This window comes from Micromonospora sp. HB375 (assembly GCF_017872985.1).
GTDB lineage: Bacteria > Actinomycetota > Actinomycetes > Mycobacteriales > Micromonosporaceae > Micromonospora > Micromonospora chalcea.
Genome location: NZ_JAGGJO010000001.1, coordinates 4022355 through 4045766, shown reverse-complemented (window position 1 = coordinate 4045766; position 23412 = coordinate 4022355). Strand labels below are relative to the sequence as shown.

Sequence of the window (23412 nt, the reverse complement as noted above, 5' to 3'; positions counted from 1 at the left end):
CAGTTCCGGTTCCCGAGCCGCCTTGAGGTTCGCGGATGCGAGCCACCATGCCCCTTCCAGCCCGCACCTGCGGGCCGCTAGGGTGAGCGCGTGACGGTGTTCCGGATCGGTGAGGCAGCCGAACTGCTCGGGGTCAGCGCGGACACGGTCCGCCGCTGGATCGACGCCGGCAAGCTGCCGGCCACCCGCGACGAGCACGGTCACCGGGTGCTCGACGGCGCCGACGTCGCAGCGTTCGTCCGCGCCCCCGGCCACCCCGAGCTGTCCTCCGCCCGCAACCGGCTGCGCGGCATCGTCACCGCCGTGGTCAAGGACACCGTGATGGCCCAGGTGGACATCCAGGCCGGGCCGTTCCGGGTGGTGTCGCTGATGAGCCGCGAGGCCGTCGACGACCTCGACCTCCAGGTCGGCGCCGTCGCCGTCGCCGTGATCAAGTCGACCACCGTCGTGGTCGAGCGAGCCACCCCCAGGGGAAGGACCAGCCCGTGACCGTACGGTGGATCCGCGCCGCCCTCGCCGGCGCGCTGGTGGCGGCGCTCGGCCTGACCGGCTGCGGCGGCGCGGACGCCCCGGCCGGACCCGACGGCGCCGGCCCGGTGACGGTGTTCGCCGCCGCCTCGCTCACCGAGTCGTTCACCCGGCTCGGCAAGGACTACGAGGCCGCGCACCCGGGCCGTACCGTCCGATTCAACTTCGGCGGCAGCTCCGGGCTCGCCACCCAGATCACCCAGGGCGCGCCCGCCGACGTGTTCGCCGCCGCGTCCCCGGCCACCATGAAGACGGTCACCGACGCCGGTGACGCCGCGGGCGAACCGGCGGTGCTGGTCCGCAACCAGCTCGTCGTGGCTGTACCCCGGGGTAACCCGGCCCGGGTCGGCGGTCTGGCCGACCTCGCCCGGCCCGGCGTCAAGGTGGCGCTCTGCGCCGAGCAGGTGCCCTGCGGCGCCGCCGCGCGCACCGCGCTGGACGCGGCGGGTGTGCGGCTCACGCCCGCCACGCTCGAACAGGACGTCAAGGGCGCGCTGGCCAAGCTGCGCCTCGGCGAGGTCGACGCCGCGCTGGTCTACCGCACCGACGTCCGCGCCGCTCCCGGGCTCGACGCGGTCGAGTTCCCGGAGTCCGCGCGCGCGGTGAACGACTACCCGATCGTGGTGCTGCGCGCCGCCGGGAACCCGGCCGGCGCCCGCGCCTTCGTCGACTTCGTCCGCTCCGACGCCGGGCTCGCCGTGCTCACCGCCGCCGGGTTCCAGGCGCCGCCCGGCGCATGAGCCGCACGGTACGCCGGCAGCGGGTGCCGATCGCCCTGCTCGTGCCCGCCGGGCTGGGACTGGCCTTCCTCGTCCTGCCGCTGGCCGGTCTGCTGCTGCGAGCCCCCTGGACCACGCTGCCCGAGCGGCTGACCGAACCGGGCGTGCTCACCGCGCTGCGGCTGTCGCTGGTGACCGCCACCGTCGCCACGCTGCTCTGCGTGTCGCTCGGCGTACCCCTGGCGTGGCTGCTGGCCCGGGTGGAGTTCCCCGGGCGGCGGCTGGTCCGGGCGCTGGTCACGGTGCCGCTGGTGCTGCCGCCGGTGGTCGGCGGCGTGGCGCTGCTGCTGGTCTTCGGCCGGCGCGGGCTGATCGGCTCGTGGCTGGACGAGACGTTCGGGGTGACGCTGCCGTTCACCACCGCCGGGGTGGTGCTGGCCGAGGCGTTCGTGGCCATGCCGTTCCTGGTCATCGCCGTCGAGGGGGCGCTGCGCGGCGCCGACCCCCGGTACGAGGAGGCCGCCGCCACGCTCGGCGCCGGGCGGTTCACCACGTTCACCCGGGTCACGCTGCCGCTGGTCGCCCCGGGCGTGGCGGCCGGGGCGGTGCTCTGCTGGGCCCGCGCGCTCGGCGAGTTCGGCGCCACCATCACGTTCGCCGGCAACTATCCGGGCCGCACCCAGACCATGCCGCTGGCTGTCTACCTGGCGCTGGAGACCGACCTGCAGGCCGCGATCGTGCTGAGCCTGATCCTGCTCACCGTCTCCGTGGTCATCCTCGCCGCGCTGCGCGACAAGTGGGTCGGCAGCACATGACCGCGCTGCTGGACGCGCATCTGGCCGCCGAGCGGGACGGGTTCACCCTCGACGTGCGGCTGCGCATCGCCGCCGGTGAGGTGGTGGCGCTGCTCGGCCCCAACGGCGCGGGCAAGACCACCGCGTTGCGGGTGCTCGCCGGGCTGCACCCGCTCACCGCCGGGCACCTCACGCTCGACGGCGCCGACCTGGACCGGCCGGACCGCCGGATGTGGACGCCGCCGGAACGGCGGCCGGTCGGCGTGGTGTTCCAGGACTACCTGCTGTTCCCGCACCTGAGCGCGCTGGACAACGTGGCGTTCGGGCCGCGCCGCCGGGGCGCCGACAAGCGGGCCGCCCGCGCCCGTGCCCAGGAGTGGCTGGACCGGGTCGGCCTCGGCGACCAGGCCCGGCGCCGGCCCCGGCAGCTCTCCGGCGGGCAGGCGCAGCGGGTCGCGCTGGCCCGCGCGCTCGCCGTCGACCCGGCCCTGCTGCTGCTCGACGAGCCCCTGGCCGCGCTCGACGCGCGGACCCGGCTGGACACCCGCGCCGAACTCCAGCGCCACCTCGGCGCGCATCCCGGCGCGACGCTGCTCGTCACCCACGACCCCCTCGACGCGCTGGTGCTCGCCGACCGGCTGGTCATCGTGGAGCACGGCCGGGTGGTGCAGGAGGGTGACGCCGCCACCGTCACGGCGCGGCCACGCACCGACTACGTGGCCCGGCTGGTCGGCCTGAACCTGCACCGCGGCCGCGCCGACGGGCACACGGTCACCGTCGGTGAGCTGGCACTCACCACCGCCGACACCGTCCACGGTGACGTGTTCGTCGCCTACCCGCCGGCCGCTGTGGCGCTGCACCCGTCCCGGCCCGAGGGCAGCCCGCGCAACGTGTGGGCGGCCACCGTCACCGGCGTGCAGCGCCACGGCGACAACCTGCGCGTGCAGCTGGCCGGCCCGGTCGAGGTCGCCGCCGACGTCACGCCCGCCGCCGCGGCCCACCTCGGGCTGATCCCCGGCCGGCCGGTCTGGGCGGCGGTCAAGGCAGCGGAGACGCGCGCCTATCCGGCGTGACAAACACCGCTGGTCGCGGCATGTGCGCAGGTGAGAGGTTTGATCTGCGCTCAACCGGTCACTGGGACGGTAGCGACGACGCAAAGGGGGACACGGTGCCCGACATGATCCGCAACAGGTCCAGTCAGGACGCCGACCTGCCACGGGGAGTCACCGACCCGTTGCTCTGGCGGGCCGCGTACGACGTGGCCGTCGCGCACCGGCCCGACGAGTCCGGCCGGTGCGAGAGCCTGCTGTGTGACGGTCAGGTCGCGCCGTGCGACGCGCTGACGGCGGCCCACCGGGCGATGGAGCTGGCCGGGGACCGGCACGCCGACCGGGCCGAGCCGGAAACGTGGCGTACGGAGCAGCGGCGGCGCGCCGCCTGAGCATCGGGTCGCGGGCGGTTCGAACCGTTGACGCCCCGCTTCCGTGTTTATGATCGACAACTCGGTCGGAATGCGGGGAAGAGGAGAGTTCGTGACGGTAGACGCCCAGGCGTTCTGGCTCCGCGCTCCCGGCGAGGGCGAGATCCGGCCGGTGCGCGTCGCCTCGCCCGGCCCGGGTGAGGTGCTGGTGCGTACCCGCTTCTCCGGCGTCAGCCGCGGCACCGAGACGCTCGTGTTCACCGGCCGTGTCCCGGCCGACCAGCACGCCGCCATGCGCGCGCCGTTCCAGGAGGGCGACTTCCCCGCCCCGGTGAAGTACGGCTACCTCAACGTCGGCACGGTCGAGGCCGGCGACGAGCGGCTGCTCGGCCGTACCGTCTTCTGCCTCTACCCGCACCAGAGCGCGTACGTGGTCCCGGCCGACGCCGTGACCGTCGTGCCGGACGGCGTGCCGGCGCAGCGCGCGGTGCTGGCCGGCACCGTGGAGACCGCGGTGAACGCGCTGTGGGACGCCGCGCCGCTGGTCGGCGACCGGGTCACGGTGATCGGCGGCGGGATGGTCGGCTGCGCGGTCACCGCGCTGCTGGCCCGCTTCCCCGGCGTCCGGGTCGAGCTGGTCGACGCCGACCCGGCCCGCGCCGAGGTGGCCGCCGCGCTCGGCGCCGACTTCGCCGCGCCCGCCGACGCGGCCGGCGGTCGCGACCTGGTGGTGCACGCCAGCGCCACCGCCGACGGGCTGCAGCGCGGTCTGGAGCTGCTGCGTCCCGAGGGCACCGTGCTGGAGCTGAGCTGGTACGGCGACCGGCCGGTCACGCTCGCGCTCGGCGGCGCGTTCCACTCCCGACGGCTGCGCATCCGCAGCAGCCAGGTCGGCACGGTGTCGCCCCGGCGCGCCGACCGCAGCTACGCCGACCGGCTCGCCCTGGCCCTGGACCTGCTCGCCGACCCGGTGTTCGACGCGCTGCTCACCGGCCGGTCCCGCTTCGACGACCTGCCCGACGTGCTGGACCGGCTCGCCTCGGGCCGGCTGCCGGCGCTGTGCCATCTCATCACCTACGGCGAGGAGTGAACGTGTTCAGCGTGACCGTCCGGGACCACATCATGGTCGCCCACAGCTTCCGCGGCGAGGTGTTCGGCCCGGCCCAGCGGCTGCACGGCGCGACGTTCGTCGTCGACGCCACGTTCCGCCGGCCGGAGCTGGACGACGACGGGATCGTGGTCGACATCGGGCTGGCCACCGAGCAGCTCAAGGCCGTGCTCGGCGAGCTGAACTACCGCAATCTCGACGACGAGTCCGCCTTCACCGGGGTGAACACCACCACCGAGGTGCTGGCCCGTACGGTGGCCGACCGGCTCGCCGACGCGGTGACGGCCGGCCGGCTGGGGGAGGGGGCGCGCGGCCTGACCGGGATCACCGTCACCCTGCACGAGTCACACATCGCCTGGGCGAGCTACGAGCGGTCGCTCTGACCGGATGAGCGTCGTCCACGTGGTGCTGCCGGGTGACATCGACGACCCGGCGGACCCCAGCGGCGGCAACGCCTACGACCGGCACGTCTGCCGTGGCCTGGCCGGACGCGGCTGGACGGTCCGGGAACACCAGGTGCCCGGCGGCTGGCCGCACCCGGGGCCACGCGAGCGCGCCGACCTGGCCGGACTGCTCGGCGGGCTGCCCGACGGCGCGACGGTGCTGCTCGACGGCCTGGTCGCCTCCACCGTGCCGGACGTGCTCGCCCCGCACGCCGCGCGGCTGCGCCTGGTGATCCTCGTGCACCTGCCGATCGAGGGGGAGACCGAGGCGCGGGCGCTGGCGGCGGCCAGCGCAGTGGTAGCCACCAGCGAGTGGACCCGCGGCCGGCTGCTCGACCGCTACCGGCTGCGCCCCGAACTGGTGACGGCCGCCCCACCCGGCGTCGACCCGGCGCCCGTCGCCCCCGGCACGCCCGGCGGTGGGCGGCTGCTCTGCGTCGCCGCCGTCACGGCGGTCAAGGGCCACGACGTGCTCGCCGCCGCGCTCGCCGAGGTGGCGGACCTGAACTGGACCTGCGACTGGGTGGGACCGCTGGAGCGGGACCGGCCCTTCGCCGACCGGATGCGCGGGCGGCTCGCCGCCGAGGGTCTGGGCGCCCGGGTCCGGCTCACCGGCCCCCGTACCCGGCCGGACCTGGCCGCCACCTACGCCGCCGCCGATCTGCTGGTTCAGCTCTCGCGACAGGAGACGTACGGGATGGTGGTCACCGAGGCGCTGGCCCGGGGCGTACCGGTGCTGGCCAGCGACACCGGCGGCCTGCCGGCCACGCTCGGGCACGCGCCCGGCGGCGAGCGGCCCGGCCTGCTGGTGCCACCGGACGATCCGGGCGCGACCGCCGCGGCGCTGCGCCGCTGGCTCACCGACCCCGGCCTGCGGGACCGGCTGCGCCGCGCCGCCCGGCAGCGGCGGGACACCCTCACCGGCTGGCCGGTCACAGTGGACCGGCTGGCGACGGCGCTGAAGGAGGCGACCGCGGCATGACCACCTCACTCCCGCCCGGCTTCGCGGACTGGCTGCGGCTGCGAGAGCCCGCCGACGCGGCGGCCCGCAGCGCCGAGCTGGCCGACGCGGTCCGCGACCGGATGCCCGCCGGCCGGCCGCTCGTCGTGCACGACCTGGGCAGCGGCACCGGTTCGATGGCCCGCTGGCTCGCGCCCCGGCTGCCCGGCCCGCAACGCTGGGTGCTGCACGAACGCGACCGGGACCTGCTGGCGCTGGCCCGCTCGGCGCGGCTCACCGCCGCCGACGGGGCCGAGGTCACCGTGACGACGCTCGACTCGGACATCACCCGGCTGACCGCCGCCGACCTGGCCGGCGCGCACCTGGTCACCGCGTCCGCGCTGCTGGACATGCTCACCGCCGAGGAGGTCGGGCGGATGGCGGCGGCCTGCGCCGGGCACCCGACGCTGTTCGCACTCACCGTCAGCGGGCGGGCCGAGTTCACCCCGCCGCACCCGCTCGACGCCGAGCTGACCGCCGCGTTCAACGCCCACCAGCGGCGCACCGTCGACGGCCGGGCGCTGCTCGGGCCGGACGCCGTGGACGCCGCCGTGGCCGCGTTCTCCCGTCACGGCGTCGAGGTCGTGGTGCGCCCCACCCCGTGGCGGCTCGGCCCGGAGCAGGCGGAACTGGTCGCCGAATGGCTCACCGGCTGGGTCGCCGCAGCGGTCGAGGAACTACCGCATCTGTCCGGGCCCGCCGGGACGTATCAGAAGTGGCGGCTCGCCGAGGCCGCCGCCGGCCGGCTCGACGTGGTGCTGCACCACGCCGACCTGCTCGCCGGCTGAACCGTACCGGCTGCTGGCACGTGACAACCGGTGGGAACAAGGGAGGACCGTTTGTCACACGTCGCCGTCGCCGGACCCGTACCGGCTGTCACGCCCGCGCCGCCGCGCCGGGCCCGGACGCGCCGGACCTGGGTACGTCCGCTGCTCGGGCTCGCGGTGCTCGCCGTGCTCGTCGCGTCAGTGGGCACCGGTCCGTTCCTGGCCGGGCTGCGCCTGATCGACGCGCCGGCGCTGGCCGCCGCGCTCGGCATCGGCGTGATCACCACCGTCTGCTGCGCCTGGCGCTGGTCGCTTGTCGCCGGCGGGCTGGGCGTACGGCTGCCGATGCGCGCCGCGGTGGCGCACTGCTACCGGGCGATCTTCCTGAACTCGACGCTGCCCGGTGGCGTGCTCGGCGACGTGCACCGGGCGGTCCGGCACGGCCGCGACGCCGGGGACGTGGCCCGGGGCGTACGGGCGGTGGTCTGGGAGCGCACCGCCGGTCAGGTGGTGCAGGTGGTCATCGCGGTGGCGCTGCTCGCCGCGTTCCCGTCACCGGTGCGCCGGTACCTGCCGTGGCTGGCGGCCGGCCTGGCCGTGGTGGCGCTGGCGCTGGCGCTGGCCGCCCGCGCGGTGCCCCGCTCCGGGGCGTCCCGCTGGGCGCGGGCGGCCCGGACCGTGGTCGCCGACGTGCGCTCCGGCGTGCTGGGCCGCCGGACCTGGGCCGGTGTGGTGATCGCCTCGACTGTGGTGTTCGCCGGCCACCTGGCCACGTTCGTGGTGGCCGCCCGCACCGCCGGGACGGACGCCCCGCTGTCCCGCCTGCTGCCGTTGACGCTGCTCGCCCTGCTGGCCATGGCGGTGCCGCTCAACGTGGGCGGGTTCGGCCCGCGCGAGGGGGTCGCCGCGTGGGCGTTCGCCTCGGCCGGGCTGACCGCCGCGCAGGGTGTGGCGACCGGCACGGTGTACGGCGCGCTGGTGCTGGTGGCCAGCCTGCCCGGCGCCGCGGTGCTGCTGGCGCGGCGGATGCCCCGGCGGGAGCCCGGCAACTGTCGGTGATCCCGCCTACGGTGGGGGAGCGAGGTGTGCGTCGCCGGGTCCGCCCGGCGACCGGACGACAGGAGAACCATGGACGAAACCCTGCCCACCGCGACGGTCCGGACCCGCGTGACGGTCCCGCTACGGTTCCCCGACGGTTACGTGACGACCGCGCGCGTGCACACCTTCCACGGTCTCGTCGACGGGCGCGAGCACCTGGCGTTCGGGCTGGGTGAACACGTCGACGCCGACCCGCCGCTGGTCCGCCCGCACAGCGAGTGCCTCACCGGGGACGTGTTCGGCAGCCAGCGCTGCGACTGCGGGCCGCAGCTGCGCGAGGCGGTCGAGCGCATCGCCGAGGCCGGTGGCTACCTGCTCTACCTGCGGCAGGAGGGGCGGGGCATCGGCCTGTACGCCAAGCTCGACGCGTACGCGCTGCAGGACGACGGCCTCGACACGTACGAGGCGAACCTGGCGCTCGGGCGCGGCGCGGACGAGCGTGACTACACGGTGGCCGCGCAGATGCTCGGCGCGCTGGGCGTGGACCGGGTGGCCCTGCTCAGCAACAACCCGGACAAGGCGGCCCAGCTCGAACGGCTGGGCGTCACGGTGGCCGACCGGGTGTCCACCGGCGTGCACCTGTCGCCGGCGAACGCCGGTTACCTGGCGGCCAAGGTGACCCGCGCCGATCACGCCCTCGACCTGCCGTTCGTGCCGTGACCACCCGCCCGTACGTCCTGCTCAGCTGCGCGATGTCGATCGACGGCTACATCGACGACGCGACCACCGACCGGCTGCTGCTGTCGAACGACGACGACCTGGACCGGGTCGACGCGACCCGGGCCGGGTGCGACGCGATCCTGGTGGGCGCGGCGACGGTGCGCCGCGACGACCCCCGCCTGCTGGTGCGCAGCGAGCGGCGGCGCGCCGAGCGGGTGGCGCGCGGCCTGCCCCCGTCGCCGGTGAAAGTGACAGTCACCGGCAGCGGCGACCTCGACCCGGGGGCGCGCTTCTTCACCATGGGTGACGGGCTCAAGCTGGTGTACTGCCCGAGCGGAGTGGTGGACAAGGCCCGTGAGCAGGTCGGCGCCGTGTCCACGGTGGTCGACGCGGGCGATCCGGCCACCGCGGAGGCGGTGGTGGCCGACCTGGCCGGGCGCGGCGTGACGCGCCTGATGGTGGAGGGCGGCGGCTCGATGCACCTCCAGTTCCTCACCGCCGGCCTGGCCGACGAGCTGCACCTGGTGGTCGCCCCGTTCTTCGTGGGGGACCGTCGGGCGCCGCGCTTCGTCGGGGACGGCCGCTTCCCGTGGCACCCGGGCCGTCGGGCCCGGGTGGTCGAGGTACGCCAGATCGGCGACGTGGTGCTCACCCGCTACGCGTTGTCCGACCGCTGCCCGGCCTGACCCGTCGTCCCGCCCGGTCCACCCTTGTGCAAGCTCACGGTCGTGATTAGTTTGTTGACCATCCATACGAACTAATCCACTGCGCATCCCTTCCCGAAGGGGGACCGATGACCGCGCACCACCCCGACCCGGGCTCCTCCCGCCGTCGCTTCCTCGGCCTGGTCGGCCTCGGCGTGGCCGCCACCACCGCCGGCCCGCTGCTCGCCGGCTGCTCGGAGAAGCCGGCCGGCACCGGCGCCGCCCAGAACCTCGACGCCGTCTCCGGCCTGCTGCCCAACCACAAGGACCTGCCCGGCGGCATCAAGCCCGACATCGTCGGCACCCGGCCGGTGCCCGACGGCTACACCCGCTACCCGGCCAGCCTCGTCGACGCCGTCACCGACAAGCCCGGCACCAGCGGCAAGCAGGTCACCGCCATGACCCCCGCCTGGGGCCCGGCGCCGCCCGGCGTCGCGCAGAGCGCCTACCTCCAGGCGGTCAACGCCGAGCTGGGCACGCCCGTCAACTTCACCATCCAAGACGGCAACACGTACGCCGACAAGCTCAACGCGATGCTCGGCGCGCGCGACGTGCCGGACCTGCTGTGCGTACCGGGGTGGGAGGTGGAGAAGATCCCGCGCTTCGCCGAGGCCATCAAGGTGCTCTTCGAGGACCTGACCGACCACCTCAGCGGCGACGCCGCCGCCGCGTACCCGATGCTGGCGAGCTTCCCCACCGGGGCCTGGCGGCGGGCGGTCTGGAACGAGCGGCTCATGTCCGTGCCCAACCCCACCGACGGGCCGTTCCCGTGGGCGCTGTTCACCCGCAAGGACGTCCTCGACGCGCGCGGCCTGGCCGTGCCGGCGAACCTGGACGACCTGCTCGCCGTGGCCAAGCAGGTAACCGACCCGGCGCGCAAGGTGTGGGCGTTCAACGACGTCTTCGCCATGATCCAGATGTTCCACAAGGTGCCGGGTCACAAGGGCGGATGGCGGGTCAAGTCCGACGGCACCCCCGAGTTCAAGTACGAGACCCCGGAGTTCCGCCGCGCGCTGGAGGTGATGGCCAAGATCTACGCGGACGGCCTGGTCCACCCGGACATCGTGGCCAGCAGGGGCGCGGACGCCAAGCAGCTGTTCGCCAAGAACGGCGCGATCGTGTTCCTCCAGGACGGCGTCGGCTTCTGGCAGGGCGCCCAGGCCGAGCACCAGAAGACCAACCCCAAGCTGAACATCCAGCCGGTGCCGATCTTCTCCGCCACCGGCGGCGACCCGCTGGTCTGGGGCGACGACGAGCCGATTTCCTACACGTTCGTCAAGAAGGGCCTCGGCAAGGACCGGGTCCAGGAGCTGCTGCGGATCATCAACTGGTGCTCCGCGCCGCTGGGCAGCCAGGAGGCGCAGCTGCGGGACTTCGGCGTCGCGGGCAAGCACCACAACCCGTCGCCGAACGGGCCGGTCAAGACCGACCTGGCGTTCAAGGAGATCGCCAACCAGTACTTCTTCATCAGCGGCCGCAACCCCACCATCGGGCCGTTCCCGGACACCCCGCGCTTCGTGCCGGACGTGCTCGCGTACTCCAACGAGATGGTCAAGCACATGCAGCCCAACCCGTGGGCCGGGGTGAAGCTGGAGATGCCCGCCGCGTACAAGGCCAACCAGGTGCCCACCGAGGACAAGTTCACCGACGTGCTGCGCGGCCGCCGACCGCTGAGCGACGTGGACGCCATCGTCAAGGAGTGGAAGGCCGCCGGCGGCGAAGAGGCCCGGAAGCTGCTCGCCGACGCGCTGCCCAAGGCGGGCCGATGAGCGAGCCGGCCGTCCTGGCCGGGCCCGAGCGGGCCCGGCCGGACGCCCCGGCCTCGCCCGGCCGACCGCCCGGCCGACCTCCCCGCCGCCGCCGGGTGCCGCTACGCACCCGGCTGCGCCGGGACTGGCAGCTGCTCGCCATGGTGGCGCCCGGCTTCGGAATCCTGCTGGTCTTCAGCTACCTGCCGATCGCCGGCAACGTGATCGCGTTCCAGGACTACAACCCCTACCTCGGCGACAACCCGTGGCAGGCGTTCGCGCACAGCGACTGGATCGGCTTCGGCCAGTTCCAGCTGCTGTTCTCCGACCCGGCGTTCTGGGACGCGTTCCGCAACACGCTGGCGATCACCGCGTTCCAGCTCGTCTTCTTCTTCCCGCTGCCGATCCTGCTGGCCATCGCGCTGCACAACCTGCTGTCCAGCCGGCTGCGCGGGCTCATCCAGACCATCGTCTACCTGCCGCACTTCTTCAGCTGGGTGCTGGTGGTCACGTTCTTCGTGGCGATGCTCGGCGGCGCGGGGCTGCTCGCCCAGAGCATGCGCGACGCCGGGATGCAGCCGTGGAACGTGATGACCAACCCGGACACGTTCATCGTGCTGGTCACCGTCGAGGCGGTGTGGAAGGACGTCGGCTGGGGCACCATCGTCTTCCTGGCCGCGCTGTCCACCATCGACCAGAACCTCTACGAGGCCGCCGCCGCCGACGGCGCCGGCCGGTGGCGGCGGCTGTGGCACATCACGCTGCCCGGTCTGCGACCGGTGATCGTGCTGCTGCTCATCCTGCGCCTGGGCGACGCGCTCTCAGTCGGCTTCGAGCAGTTCCTGCTGCAACGCGACGCCGTCGGCCGGCAGGCCGCCGAGGTGCTCGACACCTTCGTCTACCACTTCTCCATCGCCACCGGGAACTACGGGTACGGCGCCGCGGCCGGACTGTTCAAGGCCGTCATCGGGCTGGTGCTGATCCTGGCCGCCAACCGGGTGGCGCACATGCTCGGCGAACGAGGGATCTACTCCAAGTCATGACCACGCTGATCCGCCGGGTCGCCGGCGACCGATCCCGCCGGCCGGTGTGGCAGGAACCGCCCACCCCGGTCGGGCAGGGCCTCAAGGCCGTCGTGCTCACAGTGCTCGTGGCGGGCGTGCTGTTCCCGCTCTGGGTGATCCTGGTGACCAGCCTGTCCTCGCGGGAGACCATCGCGCGGGCCGGCGGCCTGGTGGTCGTGCCCCGGGGCATCGACACGTCCGCGTACGAGACGATCTTCGCCGGGGGCGCTGTCACCCGGGCCCTCTGGATCAGCACGCTCGTCACGGTGATCGGCACCGCCATCGCGCTGACGGTCACCGTGCTCGCCGCGTACGGGCTGTCCCGGCCGGGCTCGCTGGGGCACCGCTGGCTGCTGGCGTACTTCCTGATCCCGTTCCTGGTCTACCCGCCGCTGGTGCCCCGCTACCTGGTGGTCACCGGGCTCGGCCTGAAGGACACCATCTGGGCGCTGGTCCTGCCACCGGCGATCAGCGTGTTCAACCTGGTCGTGGTGCGCGGGTTCTTCCAGGGCATCCCGTCGGAACTGCTGGACAGCGCCCGCATCGACGGCGCGAGCGACTTCCGTACGCTCGCGCGCATCGTGCTGCCGCTGTCCCGCGCGGTCATCGCCGTGGTCGGCCTGTTCTACGCGGTCAGCTACTGGAACGTCTGGTTCGACGCGCTGCTGTTCATCGACCGCAACGACATGTACCCGATCCAGCGGGTGCTGCAGAGCTACCTGCTGGCCGGGCAGGCCCCGCACACCTCCGGCGGCAGCAGCGGGGTGACCATGCCGCCGACCGAGGCGGTCAAGATGGCGGTCGTGGTGCTGACCGTCGCGCCGATCGTCGCCGTCTACCCGTTCATCCAGCGGCACTTCGTCAAGGGCGTGCTGATCGGCGCGGTGAAGGGCTGAGGCGGCCGGTCACAGAACCTGGGACAGGAAGCGTCGCAGCCGCGGGTGCTCCGGCGCCTCGAACACCGCCTCCGGCGGGCCGGACTCCAGCACCACGCCCGCGTCCATGAACGCCACCGTGTCGGCGACGCTGCGCGCGAACCCCATCTCGTGCGTCACCACGACCATCGTCATGCCGGCCGCGGCCAGGTCCGCCATCACCGCGAGCACGCCCTTGACCAACTCCGGGTCCAGCGCGCTGGTCGCCTCGTCGAAGAGCATCACCTGCGGGCGCAGCGCCAGCGCCCGCGCGATCGCGACGCGCTGCTGCTGCCCGCCGGAGAGCTGCGCCGGCCGCGCGTCCGCCTTGCCGGCCAGGCCGACCAGGTCGAGCTGGGCGCGGGCGAGCGCCACCGCCTCGTCCTCGTCGAGCTTCTTCAGCTTGCGCAGCGCCAGCGTGATGTTGCGCAGCACGCTCAGGTGCGGGAAGAGGTTGAACTGCTGGAACACCATGCCGATGCGCTGGCGCAGCGCGTCCGGGTCGTCGCGCAGCACGCTGCGGCCGTCCAGCAGCACGTCGCCCCGGTCCGGCTCGATCAGCCGGTTGATGGTGCGCAGCAGCGTCGACTTGCCGGAGCCGGACGGGCCTATCACGCACGCGGCGCCGCCGCGCGCCACGTCCAGGTCCGCGCCGCGCAGCACCCGGTGCGCGCCGAAGGCCAGGTGCACGTCGCGGACGGCCAGGCTGACCGAGGTGGTGGTGGTCATCGCGGGTCCTTTCCGGACGGGGTGAGGTCGACCGGCTCGGCATCCGGCTCCGGCTCGGGCGGCGCGGCCGGGCGGCCCTGCCGGAGCCGCCGGTCCAGCCAGTTCACCGCGTGGGTCAGCGGCACGGTCAGCAACAGGTAGAACAGCCCGGCCAGCAGCAGCGCGGACTGGTTGCCGGTGTTCGCGGCGTAGTCCTGCCCGATCCGGAACAGCTCCCGCTGGCTGGCCAGCAGGCCGAGGAAGTAGACCAGGCTGGAGTCCTTGATCAGCGAGATGAGCTGGTTGACCCAGGCGGGCAGCACCCGGCGTACGCCCTGCGGGATGATCACCAGGCGCATCGCCTCGCCCCAGGAGAAGCCGAGCGCCCGCGCGCCCTCCAGCTGGGCGGCCTCCACGCTCAGGATGCCGGCCCGGAAGATCTCGCCGAGGTAGGCGGCGGCGATCAGGGACAGCGCCAGCACGCCCAGGGGATAGGGGTTCGGGCCCCAGACCTGCATGCCCAGCGGCGCCAGGCCGACGCCGATGAGCAGGATGGTCGCCGCGGCCGGCAGGCCGCGGAACACGTCGGTGTAGATCCGCGCCGGCCAGCGCAACCACCGGGTACGCGAGATGCCGGCGACGGCCAGCAGCATGCCCAGCACCGAGCCGAGCAGGGCGGCGGAGACCGCCAGGGTGAGCGTGTTGGGCAGCCCGACGGTCAGCATCTCGGGCAGCGCCTCGCGCATCGACTCCCAGTCGAAGAACGTCTCCCAGAGGGTGCTCAGTGGGTCCATGTCCGCTCCGTCCGCCCTGCTCGTGCTCGGTTACCGGCTCAGGAGGCGGCCGACGGCGCCGGCGCCGCCACCGACCCGCTGCCGGGCTTGAAGTCGGCCGGGATCGGCCGCCCCGGGTAGTACTCCGCCTGCAGGCGGCTCCACGTGCCGTCCGCGATCACCTCGTCGAGGCCCTTGTTCAGCGCCTCGCGCAGCTCGTCGTTGCCCTTCGCCACGGCGAACGCGGTCGGGGTGGGGCTGAGCTGCTTCGCCGCGACCTTGATCTTGCCGTTGCTGTCGGCGGCGGACTTGTCGCCGATCTCCGCCGGGGCGATCCAGGCGTCCGCGGTGCCGGCCTTGAGCTGGTTGATCGCGCTGTTGTAGTCGGGCACGCGCACCGGGTCGAGGTTCTGCTTGGTGGCGTAGTCGTCCTGCACGGTGCCCTGCACCACCACCACGCGCTTGCCGGCGAGCTGGTCGAAGCCGGTGAGCGTGGAGCCGGCCGGCACGTCCAGGCCGAAGTAGCCGAAGTCGTAGCCGTTGCCGAAGTCCACTGTCTTCTTGCGCGCCTCGGTGATCGTGATCGAGGAGCTGCCCACGTCGAACTTGCCGCTGTTGACCTGGGCGAGCAGGGCGGAGAAGTCGGTGCCGACGAACTCCACCTTCAGGCCGATCTTGGCGGCCACGGCGCGCAGCAGCTCGTTGTCGAAGCCGGTGAACTTGCCGTCCTTGAGGAAGACGTTCGGCGGCGCGTCGGTGAGCGTTCCGGCGCGGATCACGCCGGGCTGGAGCAGGCCGTACGGGTTGTCGGCCGCGTCGGTGTCGTCGCCGCCGCAGGCGGTGAGCGCGGTGACGGCGAGCAGGGCCGCCGCGCCGACGGCGGCGGCACGGGTCAGGACGGTACGGAAACGCACGATGTCTCTCCAGAGTGGATGGACGCGCGGAGGCGCGCGTCGGCGCCGGCCCGCCGGACAGACGACCGGGCCGGAGAAGGATGGATCGGAAAGAGGGGGGTGGCGCTCGCTCAGCGCGCGGGGCGACAGGCGTCGCTGCACACCCGCATCAGGTCGACGTGGCGGCGCTTGACCAGCGCGAAGCGGGCCGGGTACGCGGCGACGTCGCCGGAGGGGGTGGAGGGTGGTGCGGACATCGGTCTCCCTGGTCTGGTGCTGACCTGGGTGCCAGGCCACGCTTGCACCGGCGGCTGCCGGTGCCTGGTCTTCACCCGGGGCACCCCACCGCGGAGGAGGGTTGCCGGCCAGCGAGCCGGGGCTTCGCGCTGGCGCTCATGACCTGCCCAGAAGGCTAGCAGCACCGCCGGGGCGGCCGTCCAGCGGTTATGACCACCCTCACGCGCGGCGCCTTACCGACGGGCCGGGACGACCGGCGCGTCCCGGCCGGTGCCGTGCCGCGACGGGCTGCGCTGCTCGTGGTAGTCCTGTTCCACGTTGACGGTCCAGACGTCGTGCTCCGCGCCGTGCGCGATGTTCTCCGCGGTCAGCATCGCGGTGAGCATCGAATGGTCGGCGTTGTTGTACCGGTGCATGCCGTTGCGCCCGACCGGGTGCACGTTCGGCACGTTCGCGGCAAGCCAGCCCCGGATGACGTCGACGTTGCGCTGGTACCGCTCGTCGTAGACCGGGTACGCCTTCGGCATCCGGACCACGTAACCGGCCTCCACGCAGCCGGGCTTGACCAGGCCCAGCCGCTCCAGCTCGGCGGTGGCGAACGCGACCAGTTCGGCGTCCGGCGTCCGCCACATCTCGTCGCCCTCGAACACGAAGTACTCCAGCCCCAGGCACGTCCGCCCGTCCTTGACCAGGTACGGCGACCAGGAGCCGAAGTTCTGGATCCGGCCCACCCGGGCCGCCGGGTCGTGCACGTAGATCCAGTTGTCCGGGAACGAGAACTCCTCCGGCACCACGAGCGCGACGGTCAGGAAGTCCCGGTACCGCAGGTCGTCGGCGGCGGCCCGCACCTCGGGCGGCGCCTCCGGCCGCATCGCCCGCACCAGCGCGGAGATCGGCATCGAGGAGATCACATGATCGGCCGGCTCGGTCCGCTCACCGTCCGCGTCGACGAGCGTCACCGCTGTCGCCCGCCGGGCCGCCGGATCCCGCCGTACCTCGGTCACCCAGGCGCCGGTGCGTACCGTGCCGCCGCGTCGGGCGACCTCCTCGGCGCAGCGCTCCCACATCATCCCGGGGCCGTGCTTCGGGTACTGGAACTCCTCGATCAGGCTGGTCACGTCCGTGCGGTCGCGCCGGGGCAGCAGCGCGTTGCGCATCGCGGTGGCCAGCGACAGGTTCTTGATCCGCTGGGCCGCCCAGTCGGCCTGCAACTGGTCCGCCGGCATCCCCCAGACCTTCTCCGTGTACGTCTTGAAGAAGATCGAGTAGAGCCGCCAGCCGAACCGCGCCGACACCCACCCCTCGAAGTGCGACTGGTCCTTCGGCGGGCGCAGCCGGGCCCGGCCGTACGAGGCCAGACAGCGCGCCGCCTCCAGCAGGCCGAGGTTGCGCAGCGCGTTCCCGGCGCTGAGCGGATAGTCGAACAGCGCCCCGCGGTAGTAGATACGGCTCATCCGCGGCCGGAGCAGGAAGTCCTCGTCCGGCAGGATCTCGTGCCAGAAGTCCTCGACCCGGGACACCTTGGTGAAGAAGCGGTGCCCGCCGATGTCGAAGCGCCAGCCCTCGCGCTCCACGGTCCGGCTGATCCCACCGACCACGTCGTCGGCCTCGTAGACCCGGACCGGCTCGCCGTGCCGCAGCAGCTCGTACGCGGCGGTCAACCCGGCCGGCCCCGCCCCGATGATCACGGTTCCGTCGCCGTCACCCATGCCGTCCGCGCCCCCTGCCGCCAGCCTCCCGATGCGGCACCGCGCATACCCGCCCCACCGGCAACTTCACCTGCGCACCCACCCCGATGCGCCGCCCACCCACCCCACCCCGCCCCGCCCCGCCCCGACCCGGCCTGGCCCCGTCGATCATGAAGTTGACGGCGTTTGGTGTCTGATTTGTCGCCGCCAACCTCATGATCGACGCGGGCATGGGGGCGTGCCGGACAGGTGTGTGGGCGGGCCGGACGGGGCAGGCCGGAGGGGTGTGGGCCGGACGGGTGCCGGCGGGGACGGGTGTGGGCGGGGACGGATGGGGAATGCGGGCCGGGTTTCCGGCCGGCACGTCGGCCAGGGGCCGACCGGTGGGAGCGCGATGACGGAGGAGCGGCGGGTCGATCCCGGTGGCGCGGCCGACCCCGAACGCGCGGCCGAATCCTTCCGCGCGGCCGAATCTGAACGCGCGGCCGGCCCTGCCGTCGGGGCGCGCTCCGGGCGTACCCGGTGGTGGTCGCGTGGAATCCGGGTCGTCCGCGGGGTGCCCGAGCCGTGGGGATTCGTGTTCGCCGTCTTCGTCGGCTCGAAGCTCGTGCTCAGCCTGCTCGGCGTGCTGGTGCTGGCCGCCTGGGACGGGGTGCCCGGCGCGCCGCCGGCCGGCGAGACCGGGATGCGGGAGCAGCAGGACGCGATTTCGTCGCACCGCTGGTTCTCGCTCTGGTTCGCCTGGGACTCGTTCCTCTACGAGCACCTGGCCCGGCTGCCACTGGACCGGCCGTGGCCGGACTTCGGCTTCCCGCTGCTCTATCCGTTCCTGGCCCGGCCGCTCGCGCCGCTGCTCGGCGGTCACACCGCCTGGGCTCTGCTGCTGGTCAGCAACGTGGCGCTGGTGGTGCAGCTCTACTTCGCGTACCGGCTGGGGGGCCGGCTGCTCGGCGGCGCCGCACCGGCCGACGGCCGGCGAGCGGTCCGGTACCTGCTGCTCCTGCCGACGGCGTTCCTGTTCCAGGCGGCGCTCACCGAGTCCCTGTTCGTCTGCCTGGCGCTGGCCACCTTCTGGTACGCCGAACGACGCCGCTGGCTGGTCGTCGGCGTGGTCGGCTACTTCCTGGCGATGAGCCGCTCCGTCGGCTTCCTCGTGGTGGCGCCGCTGGCGCTGGTGCTGCTCCGCCAGCACGGCTGGCGGGCCGGCCCGCGCGCGTGGCCGCGACTGCTGCGCGAGGGCTGGCCGCTGGTGCTGGTGCCGGCGGGCTGGCTGACGTTCATGGCGTTCTGCCGCTGGCAGAGCGGGGACTGGTTCGCCTACCAGCACGCGCAGGAGACCGGCTGGGCGATCCGGTTGCAGAACCCCGTCGCGACGGCGGTGTCCGCGCTGACCGGCGGCAACTCGGCCGACGCGCTGCGGGTGTGGATCGCGGTGGCGACGCTGGTGGTGGCGGTCGTCGGGCTGCGCCGCCGGGCCGACTGGCCGTACCTGGTCTACACGCTCGTCGTGGTGCTGGTGCCACTGTCGATGGGGCCGCCGGTGTACAAGAGCCTCCTGCGCTACCTGCTCGCCGCGTTCCCGGTCGCGTTCGTGCTGGCCCGCTGGGCTCGCCGGCCCGGCCTCGACGGCTGGCTCACCGCCGCGCTGGCGCTGCTGCAGGGCGCGTTGTTCGCGGTCTGGCTCACCTACTGGACCCACCTGATCATCTGACGACCGCCCCGGCCCGCCGCCCCGTCGTCCGGCGCTCCGCCCGGGCGGACCGCAGAATGGGCTGATGACCGATCGGCGGGTGACCCTGGACGACCTCGGCGCCTGGTTGATCAAGGGCAACGCGGACGCGGTGGACCTTACGGCCCGCTTCGCCGCCGACCCGCGCGTCACCGGCTGGTGCGTCCGCCCCGGCTACCGGGTACGCCTGATGCGCGCCGGCCAGCCGGTGGTGTTCTGGGCCAGCGGCAGCCGGGGCCGGACGCCGTACGGCGTCTGGGGCGTCGGGCGGATCGCCGCCCCGCCGCAGCCCGGCGCGCCGGGCGAGCCGTGGACCGCGCCGCTGGACCTGACGATCCTGGACGAGCCACTGCGGGTACGCCGCGAGGTGCTGCGCGCCGACCCGCGGCTGGCCGGGGCCGAGGTGCTCCGGCAGCCGCAGGCGGCGAATCCCTCGGACCTGACCGTGGCGCAGTTCGACGCGCTGTGCGCCTACCTGCCCGGCGACGGGGGCGGCTGACTCAGGCGGCCAGGGCGGCGGCGAGCCGCCGGGCCTCGGCGACCAGCCGGCTGCTGCCGCCCCGGGCCACCACGTCGGCCAGCCCTGGTACCTCGATCCGGACGCCCGTCGCGGTCGCCGCCTCCGCCGCCAGCGCGAGCAGGTCCGGCGTGCCCCGCGGTGGCGTCGGCCCGGCCAGCAGCGGCGGCAACGCCGCGGCGAGCAGCCGCCAGACGCTCAGCCGGGCGCCCGCCGCCAGCGCGTCCCGCAGCGGCGTGACGGCCCGGGTGAGGATCACCTGCCCCTGCGCCCCCATCTCGCCCAGATGCCCGCCCACCGCCGGCGCGTTCAGGTCACCGGCGGCGGCCAGGATCAGCAGCGCGTCGAGCGCGGCCACCCGGTCCGCCTCGTGCCGGGCGCACAGCCCGTACGCCACGGCCAGGTCCAGCGCGGGCCCGCCCGCACCAGTGCACTCGGCGAGCGCCAGCAGGACCGGCCCACGCCCGGCCAAGTCCTCCTGGGCGGCCATGGCCAGCTCGGGAAGGACCTGGGCGGCGACCACGCCCCGGTGGCCGGGCAGGACGGCCGGCCACAGGTGCCCGGCGTCGAAGATCCGGCGGCCGATCGCCGCCGGCCGCACAGTGAGCAGGCCGAACCGGTCGTCCACGTCGGCCGGTGGGGTGAGCGCGACGAGCCGCCGTCGTTCCGGCAACTGGTCGTAGCTCCAGTCGTAGCGGCCGGACCGGTCCCGCCGGCCCACCGTCACCACCTCCTGCACCGGCGCCGGCACGCCACCGCCGCGCAGCCAGGCCGCCAGCTCGACGCCGCCCGGCGTGCCGAGCGCCTCGGCGCGGGCCGCAAGCGGCTCGTCGACCCCGGCCGGCAGGCGCAACAACGCCTGCGTGTAGTCCCACCTCCAGTACGGCCGGTCGCCGAGCGCCGCCAGCCGCTCGTAGAGCACCTGCGGTTCGACCGCCCCGGTGGCCGAGGTGGGCGCGGACAACAGCCCTGGATCGTCACGGCCGTCCAGGCGCTGCCCGGCCTCGGCCAGCCGGAGGCGGTATAGCCACATCGGCGCGGGGCGGCCGGAGGCCACCGCGGCAGGCCCGCCACCGGCCGTAGCCAGCGTCGAGGCCCAGCCGTCGCGGCGCCGGGTGGCGTCCCCGATACGCGCGACGAACAGCAGCAGCCGGTCGATCTCGAACGAGGGGTCGGACCGGGCCCAGATGTGCTCGTACTCGGCCACCTGCTCCCGGCGCAGCACCGGCGCCAGCGCGACCTCGAGACGGTCGCGGTCACGGGTGCCCAGCCGCAGCAGTCCGTCCATGACCCGTTCCAGCACCGAGGCCGGCCACAGTCCGCGCAGTGTCGCCGCCACCTCCTCCACCAGCTCGTCCACGTCGGCGATCGGCGGTGGCGCGGCCGGCGCCGGCAGCGGCGGCGGCAGGTCGTCACGAGGCTCGGCCACGGTGGCGACCGCCTCTGGCCGGTGACCGTGCCGCGCCGCCAGCGCCAGCGCGCGCTCGCGCAGTCCGGCGTCCGGGTGACCGGCCGCCACGGCGAGCACCGCGCCGACCTCCGTGGCCTGATCCGGGTGCTGCCGGGCCAGCCGGTCGAGCCAGGTCAACTGTGCCCGGACCAGCGCCTTCTCCGGCCGGGCCAGCACCGTCCGGGCGGTTTCCCACAGCGCCTCCGGCTCGGCGGCGTCACCGGCCTCCCGCAGCGTCCGCTGGGCGGCGCGGGCCACCGGCCCCGGCCCGTCGGCGAGCAGCCGCAGGTAGGCGCTCGACCGCACCGCCACCTCGTCCGGAGTCGGCGCGAGCAGGTCGTGCAGGGCCAGGAACGGGCGCAGCGCCGCCGGCCGGTCGCCGCGCAGCAGCCGGCCGAGCACGCCGTTGAGCAGGGCAGCGCGGTCGAGCCGGCCCTCCGCCGCCAGCGCCGCCAGCGCACGGGGCAGGGCATCCGCGTCCGTGCCCGCGCCGTCGCCGCGGGCCAGTTCGGTGCCCACGCCGTCCACCTCGAACAGGCGCGGCAGCAGCGCGTCCAGGAACGGGTCCGCGCGCAGCCGGTCCACGGTCGGCAGGCGCGTCCCGCGTGGGGCCGGGGAGCCCTGTTCGGCCGCCCACCCGCGCACGAAGTCGTCCCCGGTCGGCGGCGGCGCCTTCTCCGCCAGCAGGAGACCGGCGACGAACCGCCAGCCCGCGAGCATCCGGTCCCGGGGCAGCCGGTCGGCCAGCTTGTACGCCACGTCCGCCAGCCAGGTCACCCCGCGTTCCCGGGCCACGTCGACCACCGGCGCGGCGTCGACGCCGCTCAGCCAGACCGAGCGCCGGCCGAGCAGCGCGGCCACCTTCGTCGGCGTGCTCAGCGTCCCCACCGCTGCGACCGCCAGCGTCGCCGCCTCGCCCTGCCACCACCAGGCGTCCCGCCTGCGGCGCACGTCGGCGACCAGTTCGTCGCCGAGCGCCCGGCGGGCCGGCTCGTCCAACCCGGCCAGGGCGGAGCGGACCTCGGACATCCTGCCGCGCACCACCGCCTCGACGAACCCGGTCACGACAGCGCCTCCACCGGCGCCGCGACCATCGACACGGCCAGCGCGTGCCGGCACGGCCCCCGCTGCCCGCGGTGCCGCGCCCACCAGCGACAGGTGCAGGAGTATGCGCCGTCCGGGTGGCGGCGCACCCGGTAGACCTCGGCGTCGGTGCGTACCGTCGCGTCCTCGCCGTCGCGCTCGACCGCGCCGCGCTCGACCAGCGCCCGCGCGCCGAGCAGCCGCGGGTTGTCCCGCTCCGCGCGGCCCGCGTCGTAGGGCATCACCCGGTGGAAGTACGCCCCGTCCGCCACGTCGTACCCGACCCGCCCGGCGGTGCCCAGCTGGGCGAGCGCGGCACGCACCCGCCCGTCGGGCAGCGCGGCGGCGTCGGCCAGCGCGGCCACGTCGATCGTCGGATCCCAGTTGAGCAGCGCGCCCACCAGTTCCGCGTCGTCGACCACGTCGTCACCGGCGAGCGCCGCCAGCGCCGCGCCCTCGCCGGAGAACCCCCGGTACGGCTCGGGGGACAGCGTCAGCGACACCCGCAGCGCCCCGGTGTCCAGCTCCCACGTGCTCGGCACGGCCGGCGATCCGGCGCGCACCGCCGGGCCGTACACCCGCAGCGTGCGGGCGTGGCGCAGCACGCCGCGCAGCGCCGCGAGCCGGCCCGCGCCGGCCAGGCAGACCGCGCCCGGCGCCGGCCGGGAGGTGAGCCGCAGCGTACGCCCGGCGGGCACCGCCCACAGCACGCTGCGGTCCGTCGCGGCGGGCAGCCGGCGCAGGAACGCCGCCGCCTCCGCCGCCGGGATCTCGGCGCGCGGCTCGAAGCCGGCGGTGAGCACGTGCACCTCGGCGAAGCCGCGCAGCCAGCGTCCGGGCAGCGGCACCTTCCGCTCGACCACCGAGCCGTCCATGGTGGAGACGGTCAGGTCGTCCGGGCCGACCGCCACGTGCAGCGGCTCGATGCCGCCCACCCGGGCCAGCGCCTCCCGCAGCGGCGGGTTCACGTCCACGTTCGTGGTGCCGTGGCCGCTGATCTCGCCGTCCAGCCCGGCCGGCAGGACGTCCATCCGGGCGTACACCCCGCAGCAGCCGGAGAACGACTCGAACCGCAGGCGGCCCCGGCTGCCGGTGACCACCGGGTCCAGGCTGGCCGGGTTGACCGGCTGGTGGTAGCGGGTGCGGGCCACCTCGGCGACGGCGAGCAGCCCGGCCGCCGCCGCGGCCGGGGCGGTGAGGAACCCGGCGAAGAAGCGCGGGTTGGCCGCCGGGCCGCCGCAGGTCTGCAGATCGAGACCGGCGGCGCGCAGCGCGGACGGCTGAAGGTATCGGTACGTCTGGACGGCGTTCACGGCGCAGACCGTAGAGGGACCGACCGACAAAAGCGCGACGGTCCTGCTAGCTTC

General features: G+C 74.5%; 24 protein-coding genes and 1 riboswitch. Of the genes, 17 read left to right on the top strand and 7 right to left on the bottom strand.

Annotated features, from left to right (window positions below; genetic code table 11):
- Window positions 1–90 precede the first annotated feature (90 nt).
- The 15 genes from J3R08_RS18625 (at window position 91) to J3R08_RS18555 (ending at window position 12949) form a co-directional block, all read left to right on the top strand.
- A complete protein-coding gene (locus J3R08_RS18625; protein ID WP_043323433.1) occupies window positions 91–489 on the top strand; it encodes a molybdopterin-binding protein in 399 nt (132 codons plus the stop codon).
- On the top strand, window positions 486–1268 hold the full coding sequence (gene modA / locus J3R08_RS18620) for a molybdate ABC transporter substrate-binding protein (RefSeq protein WP_166455975.1): 783 nt from the start codon (window positions 486–488) through the stop codon (window positions 1266–1268). The genes J3R08_RS18625 and modA overlap by 4 nt, the downstream gene beginning before the upstream one ends.
- Complete coding sequence (locus tag J3R08_RS18615) at window positions 1265–2062, top strand: ABC transporter permease (RefSeq protein WP_209962256.1); 798 nt, start codon at window positions 1265–1267, stop codon at window positions 2060–2062. The genes modA and J3R08_RS18615 overlap by 4 nt, the downstream gene beginning before the upstream one ends.
- Complete coding sequence (locus tag J3R08_RS18610) at window positions 2059–3114, top strand: ABC transporter ATP-binding protein (RefSeq protein ID WP_209962253.1); 1056 nt, start codon at window positions 2059–2061, stop codon at window positions 3112–3114. The genes J3R08_RS18615 and J3R08_RS18610 overlap by 4 nt, the downstream gene beginning before the upstream one ends.
- Before the next feature lie 104 nt (window positions 3115–3218).
- Entirely contained in the window at window positions 3219–3482 is a 264-nt protein-coding gene (locus J3R08_RS18605) for a hypothetical protein (RefSeq protein WP_205796395.1), read from the top strand.
- A gap of 49 nt (window positions 3483–3531) precedes the next feature.
- Window positions 3532–4551, top strand: a complete 1020-nt coding sequence (locus J3R08_RS18600; RefSeq protein ID WP_374102383.1) for a zinc-binding alcohol dehydrogenase — start codon at window positions 3532–3534, stop codon at window positions 4549–4551.
- Between the two features lie 2 nt (window positions 4552–4553).
- Complete coding sequence (locus J3R08_RS18595) at window positions 4554–4952, top strand: 6-carboxytetrahydropterin synthase (RefSeq protein WP_043323437.1); 399 nt, start codon at window positions 4554–4556, stop codon at window positions 4950–4952.
- Window positions 4953–4956: 4 nt separating this feature from the next.
- Complete coding sequence (locus tag J3R08_RS18590) at window positions 4957–5994, top strand: glycosyltransferase family 4 protein (protein WP_209962249.1); 1038 nt, start codon at window positions 4957–4959, stop codon at window positions 5992–5994.
- On the top strand, window positions 5991–6800 hold the full coding sequence (locus J3R08_RS18585) for a class I SAM-dependent methyltransferase (protein ID WP_209962247.1): 810 nt from the start codon (window positions 5991–5993) through the stop codon (window positions 6798–6800). Before J3R08_RS18590 ends, J3R08_RS18585 begins: the two co-directional genes overlap by 4 nt.
- Window positions 6801–6941: 141 nt before the next feature.
- The gene (locus J3R08_RS18580; protein ID WP_231915483.1) at window positions 6942–7838 is read left to right on the top strand and encodes a lysylphosphatidylglycerol synthase transmembrane domain-containing protein; all 897 of its coding nucleotides are present in this window, start codon (window positions 6942–6944) and stop codon (window positions 7836–7838) included.
- A 69-nt stretch (window positions 7839–7907) separates the two neighbouring features.
- Window positions 7908–8537 carry a GTP cyclohydrolase II gene (gene ribA / locus J3R08_RS18575; RefSeq protein WP_030499246.1) on the top strand — a complete coding sequence of 210 codons (630 nt, stop codon included), beginning with the start codon at window positions 7908–7910 and terminating at the stop codon, window positions 8535–8537.
- Window positions 8534–9223, top strand: coding sequence for a RibD family protein (locus J3R08_RS18570; protein WP_209962243.1), 690 nt, complete (start codon window positions 8534–8536; stop codon window positions 9221–9223). Before ribA ends, J3R08_RS18570 begins: the two co-directional genes overlap by 4 nt.
- 107 nt (window positions 9224–9330) lie before the next feature.
- The gene (locus tag J3R08_RS18565; RefSeq protein WP_209962241.1) at window positions 9331–11010 is read left to right on the top strand and encodes an extracellular solute-binding protein; all 1680 of its coding nucleotides are present in this window, start codon (window positions 9331–9333) and stop codon (window positions 11008–11010) included.
- Entirely contained in the window at window positions 11007–12032 is a 1026-nt protein-coding gene (locus J3R08_RS18560; RefSeq protein WP_064445683.1) for a sugar ABC transporter permease, read from the top strand. The genes J3R08_RS18565 and J3R08_RS18560 overlap by 4 nt, the downstream gene beginning before the upstream one ends.
- Entirely contained in the window at window positions 12029–12949 is a 921-nt protein-coding gene (locus tag J3R08_RS18555) for a carbohydrate ABC transporter permease (protein WP_043323451.1), read from the top strand. Before J3R08_RS18560 ends, J3R08_RS18555 begins: the two co-directional genes overlap by 4 nt.
- A 9-nt stretch (window positions 12950–12958) precedes the next feature.
- Here the strand turns inward: J3R08_RS18555 and J3R08_RS18550 are convergent, their stop codons facing one another.
- From J3R08_RS18550 to J3R08_RS18535, 5 genes are all read right to left on the bottom strand, one after another.
- Window positions 12959–13696, bottom strand: a complete 738-nt coding sequence (locus J3R08_RS18550) for an amino acid ABC transporter ATP-binding protein (protein WP_064445684.1) — start codon at window positions 13694–13696, stop codon at window positions 12959–12961.
- The gene (locus J3R08_RS18545; RefSeq protein ID WP_069088490.1) at window positions 13693–14469 is read right to left on the bottom strand and encodes an amino acid ABC transporter permease; all 777 of its coding nucleotides are present in this window, start codon (window positions 14467–14469) and stop codon (window positions 13693–13695) included. The genes J3R08_RS18550 and J3R08_RS18545 overlap by 4 nt, the downstream gene beginning before the upstream one ends.
- 38 nt (window positions 14470–14507) lie before the next feature.
- Window positions 14508–15362, bottom strand: coding sequence for an ABC transporter substrate-binding protein (locus J3R08_RS18540; RefSeq protein ID WP_209962240.1), 855 nt, complete (start codon window positions 15360–15362; stop codon window positions 14508–14510).
- A gap of 110 nt (window positions 15363–15472) precedes the next feature.
- On the bottom strand, window positions 15473–15598 hold the full coding sequence (locus J3R08_RS32480) for a hypothetical protein (protein WP_255481362.1): 126 nt from the start codon (window positions 15596–15598) through the stop codon (window positions 15473–15475).
- A 33-nt stretch (window positions 15599–15631) separates the two neighbouring features.
- Window positions 15632–15742: riboswitch (SAM riboswitch) on the bottom strand.
- Between the two features lie 69 nt (window positions 15743–15811).
- Entirely contained in the window at window positions 15812–17287 is a 1476-nt protein-coding gene (locus J3R08_RS18535; RefSeq protein ID WP_043323460.1) for an NAD(P)/FAD-dependent oxidoreductase, read from the bottom strand.
- Window positions 17288–17660: 373 nt separating this feature from the next.
- Here J3R08_RS18535 and J3R08_RS18530 point away from each other — a divergent pair, with 373 nt between their 5' ends.
- Together J3R08_RS18530 and J3R08_RS18525 are read left to right on the top strand one after the other, a co-directional pair.
- Window positions 17661–18977, top strand: a complete 1317-nt coding sequence (locus J3R08_RS18530) for a hypothetical protein (RefSeq protein ID WP_083297013.1) — start codon at window positions 17661–17663, stop codon at window positions 18975–18977.
- Window positions 18978–19041: 64 nt separating this feature from the next.
- On the top strand, window positions 19042–19494 hold the full coding sequence (locus J3R08_RS18525; protein ID WP_209962238.1) for a hypothetical protein: 453 nt from the start codon (window positions 19042–19044) through the stop codon (window positions 19492–19494).
- Between the two features lies 1 nt (window position 19495).
- Here J3R08_RS18525 and J3R08_RS18520 read toward each other — a convergent pair whose 3' ends face one another.
- Together J3R08_RS18520 and J3R08_RS18515 are read right to left on the bottom strand one after the other, a co-directional pair.
- Window positions 19496–22027: a DUF6493 family protein gene (locus tag J3R08_RS18520; RefSeq protein ID WP_209962236.1), complete on the bottom strand. Its 2532-nt coding sequence runs from the start codon at window positions 22025–22027 to the stop codon at window positions 19496–19498.
- Complete coding sequence (locus J3R08_RS18515; RefSeq protein ID WP_209962234.1) at window positions 22024–23358, bottom strand: SWIM zinc finger family protein; 1335 nt, start codon at window positions 23356–23358, stop codon at window positions 22024–22026. The genes J3R08_RS18520 and J3R08_RS18515 overlap by 4 nt, the downstream gene beginning before the upstream one ends.
- Window positions 23359–23412 lie beyond the last annotated feature (54 nt).